Origin of the sequence: Sandarakinorhabdus oryzae, assembly GCF_009733735.1 — a bacterium.
In the GTDB taxonomy this organism is placed as follows: Bacteria; Pseudomonadota; Alphaproteobacteria; order Sphingomonadales; family Sphingomonadaceae; genus Sandarakinorhabdus; species Sandarakinorhabdus oryzae.
In genome coordinates, this window is the sequence record NZ_WNJP01000412.1 from 1 (window position 1) to 564 (window position 564).

Annotated in this window: 1 protein-coding gene and 1 pseudogene; both read left to right on the top strand. The window is 72.2% G+C overall.

Going from position 1 to position 564, the window contains the following annotated elements; genetic code table 11:
• The coding region (locus GJ693_RS16605) for a FliH/SctL family protein (protein ID WP_197042329.1) at positions 1-298 on the top strand (298 nt) is incomplete at its 5' end.
• Positions 295-564: pseudogene (locus GJ693_RS16610) on the top strand (hypothetical protein); the annotation flags it as partial. The gene GJ693_RS16605 and the pseudogene GJ693_RS16610, both read left to right, overlap by 4 nt.

Here is a 564-nt window from a genome sequence, read left to right on the forward strand (position 1 = left end):
GGTGCAACTGGTGGCGGCTGTGGCGAAAGCCGTGCTGATGGCCGAACTCGGCGCCGGCCGCAGCGTGCTGGCGCCGCTGGTGGAGGCGGCGCTGGCCGAGGTCGCCGATGGCGCGCTGCCGACGTTGATCGCCCATCCTGAAACGCTGGCGCTGCTGGGCCCGGAACTGCCGCCGGGCCTCGCCACCGCTGCCGATCCTTCGCTGCCGGCGGCGCACGTGGTGCTGGCCGGCCCGGATTTCCGCATCGAAGCCGGGCTCGATGAGCGGCTGGCCCGCATCATGAAGGCGCTGGCATGAGCCTGACCGCGCGCCTTGCTGATCATATTAGCACCATGACGGTGCCGCCGCTGCCGATCCGCCGCGGCGGCTGCGTGGTGGCGGCTGATGGCAACATCATCGAGGCGGTGGGCATCAGCGGTGCCATCGGTGACCGGGTGGCGCTGGGATCGGCGCAGCTTGCCGCTGAAATCATCGGCTTTCGCGATGGCCGCGCGCTGTTGATGGGGCTGCAGCCGCTGGCCGGCATCGCGCCGGGCGCGCAGGTCCTCGCCGAGCCGGCGGGC